The 3,461-nt window shown below is 37.4% G+C and carries 3 protein-coding genes and 1 pseudogene; 1 reads left to right on the forward strand and 3 read right to left on the reverse strand.

The window, feature by feature from the left end:
* From K8S13_RS16505 to K8S13_RS16515, 3 genes and pseudogenes are all read right to left on the reverse strand, one after another.
* Window positions 1-293: pseudogene (locus K8S13_RS16505) on the reverse strand (hypothetical protein); the annotation flags it as partial.
* A 21-nt stretch (window positions 294-314) separates the two neighbouring features.
* A complete protein-coding gene (locus K8S13_RS16510) occupies window positions 315-1,499 on the reverse strand; it encodes an amino acid ABC transporter permease (RefSeq protein WP_291464182.1) in 1,185 nt (394 codons plus the stop codon).
* Between the two features lie 75 nt (window positions 1,500-1,574).
* On the reverse strand, window positions 1,575-2,588 hold the full coding sequence (locus K8S13_RS16515) for an amino acid ABC transporter substrate-binding protein (protein ID WP_291464184.1): 1,014 nt from the start codon (window positions 2,586-2,588) through the stop codon (window positions 1,575-1,577).
* A gap of 236 nt (window positions 2,589-2,824) precedes the next feature.
* Here K8S13_RS16515 and K8S13_RS16520 point away from each other — a divergent pair.
* The coding region (locus tag K8S13_RS16520; RefSeq protein ID WP_291464187.1) for a hemolysin III family protein at window positions 2,825-3,461 on the forward strand (637 nt) is incomplete at its 3' end.

The following is a 3,461-nucleotide window of genomic DNA, read 5'->3' on the forward strand; positions in this document are numbered from 1 at the left end:
AAGATATCCTGGGGATAAAATCCAAAAAGAATAATTTTATAATTACTTGAAATGATCGACCAGCAGGCACCGTCTGTTTCCTTACAATTCGAATTTGGAAGCCAGCAACTGTCTATTAGCGCCCAATTTAAAAAAGGAATAATTGAAAACCATAAGATACTGACAATAATAATAGTTAGAATCGTATTAAAAGGACTGGAAAATAAATTCTCCCTGATCCATCCCAGTATACCAACACTTGATATTGGCGGTTTGACTATTACTTTATTCTCATTTCTTTTATTTAATTCCATAGAAATTTGATTTTACAATCATCACCTTTCCACTATTGCCATTTTTTTATTATACCAGTTCATAAAGGCAGAAGTTGATAAACTGAATATAAGATATACGATCATGATTAACATAACGCCCTCAATTGCCTGTCCTGTCTGATTTATCGCTGTTCCGGCAACAGAAACAAAATCCGGATATCCAATGGCTACGGCAAGAGAGCTGTTTTTAGTTAAATTGAGCATCTGGCTTGTTAATGGCGGAATAATAACCCTTAATGCCTGGGGCAGAATGATTAGATTTAAAAGTTGTCCGGGTTTTAAACCAATCGCCATTGCTGCTTCAGTCTGACCTTTGTTGACTGATTGAATGCCGGCTCTTACGACTTCAGCCACAAAAGCTGCCGTATATAAAACAAGCCCTAAAAGAAGCGCTGCAAATTCAGGACTAATGGTCAACCCACCTTTAAAGTTAAATCCTTTTAACACAGGAACACTCATATCCGTTGGAGTTCCGCCAAACAACCAGCACACAAATGGAAATCCAATTATCACAATTAGGGAAGTAAAAAAAACAGGAAATGCTTTACCTGTTAAATCCTGTCTTTTTTTAGCCCATTTTTTTATGAAAAAAATAACAATAACAGCTGCTATTATAGCAACTGCCATATATTTATAAACAGGATGAGCTTGTGGAATCCCAAAGATTAATCCTCTGTTACACAAGAACAAACCATTGAACGGACTTAAGGCAGCTCTGGGAGACGGCAGCATCTCATAAAAAAAGGCATACCAGAAAAAAAGTTGTAATAAGACCGGTATATCCTGAAACAGTTCAATATATCCTGCGGCACATTTATTAATCAGCCAGTTTTTTGATAATCTGGCTACCCCGATAAATGCTCCTATAACAACAGTCAGGACAACGCCGATAAATGATACCAGCAGGGTATTTAAAAAACCGACCCAAAGGGCCCTGGCATATCTGTCTGCTGCTGAGTATTCAATTAAGGATTCTCCGATTTCAAAAGCGGCTTCATTACTCAAGAATCCAAATCCTGTTGCAATGGATTGCTTTTCCAGATTGCTCGTTGTATTTGAAACCAGATACCATGCAACAAAAGCAAATAAACAGGCCGCTCCGATCTGATAAACTATGGATCGTTTATCAGGATCATACCAGAAGGATATGGTTTCAGAATTTTTATTATTAATGGTTTTATTCATTATATTGTTCTAAATACTCTAAAAATAATTATGGTGCAATTTTTATTGCACCATAATTAAATGCATTGTTATGGTTTACTTAAATGGAGGAGAGTACATCAAACCACCATCTGTCCAAAGTGCATTTAGCCCTCTTTCTATACCAAGCTGAGTATTAACACCAATGTTTCTTTCAAAAATTTCGCCATAATTACCCAGCATTTTAATTATATTGTAAGCGAATTTTTCATCAAGACCAAGAGATTTCCCATTGCCTTTTGTAACGCCTAAAAATCTTTGTATTTTTGGATTTTTACTTTTCAGCATTTTATCTACATTTTTAGATGTAATTCCAAATTCTTCAGCATTTATTAAAGCAAGTACGGAATAATTAACAATATCTTTCCACTTGTTATCTCCGTGTCTTACCGCGGGTGCCAGAGGTTCCTTTGAGATTATATCAGGAAGAATCATGTAATCATCAGGATTTGGAGCAACTGCGCGCTGCGCTGCAAGCTGAGACGCATCTGATGTTAAACAATCGCATCTGCCGGCAAAAAAAGCCTTGTTAAGTTCAGCTGTGTTTTCAATAACAACCGGGTTCATTTTCATTCCATTTGTCCTGAAATAATCAGCAACGTTCAATTCAGTCGTTGTTCCGGGAAGAACACAAACAGTCGCACCATCAAGTTCTCTAGCGCTTTTCACACCCAGTTTTTTGGGAATAAGAAATCCCTGACCGTCATAGTAATTGACCACGCAGAAATCAAGACCAAGAGCTGTATCCCGGCTTAAAGTCTGTGTACAATTTCTGAAAAGAACATCAATTTCTCCAGACTGCAATGCTGTAAATCTTGTTTTAGCTGTCAAAGGAGTGAATTTTAATTTGTCAGGACTGCCAAATACTGCAACAGAAACAGCCCTGGCACAATCAACATCAAGGCCTTTCCAGACACCTTTATCATCGGCTTTACCAAAACCAAAAACGCCACCGTTGACTCCAACCTGAATAAATCCTTTAGCTTTAACATCTTCAAGTGTTCCAGCCATGGTCAATGTGGACATAGCAAGAACGGTGATGCAAACTGCCAATACTTTTAATAACTTCATAGAAACTCCCCTCCATCTACCTAAGATTAATTAATTTAGAATAATTCTTTAAGAATTATCCATACGTTTGTATTACTTAAATCTTTAGAACCTTTGAGACTATTAGCACATTAGCATTTTTTTTCAAGAAGTTTATTAGTTAAAATTATATTGGTGATAACTTTTGTTGTGGTAAAAGAAATGTAATAATGAAAAAAACGATGTTAATCCAATGAAATAGGAGTTATATATTTAACATGTTTTCATGTATAAAAGTTTTTAGAGAGCCTGTAAATGCCATATCCCATATGGCAGGTGCCCTTGCATCCATAGCGGGCTTAACCTTAATGGTCGTGTTTGCTGCAATCAAGGCAGATGCATGGCATGTGGTTTCTTTTGCCATTTTCGGAACCACATTGTTTTTAATGTATACTTCGAGTTTTCTTTATCATGGGTTGAAAATATCTGATAAAGCGTTGCTTGTCTTTCGACGGATTGATCATATTATGATTTTTATGGTCATTGCCGGATCTTATACGCCCATTTGCCTTGTCCCTCTGCGCGGTCCATGGGGATGGAGTATTTTTGGTGCGGTCTGGGGAATTGCAATTATCGGCATGGGATTAAAAATATTTGCCATGAATGTTCCCAGGTGGATTTCCACCATGATTTATCTTGTCACGGGTTGGCTGTGTATGATTGCCATTTATCCGCTTGTTAACATCCTTGAGCCTGTCTGTCTATTCTGGCTGGCCTTAGGCGGACTGTTTTACAGTGTGGGAGCCCTTGTTTATTCCATTAAAAAACCCGACCCATTTCCCGGAATATTCGGATTCTATGAGATATGGCATTTGTTTGTATTGTTGGGAAGTGCCAGCCATTTCTGGCTTGCAT

Source organism: Desulfobacula sp., assembly GCF_021107415.1.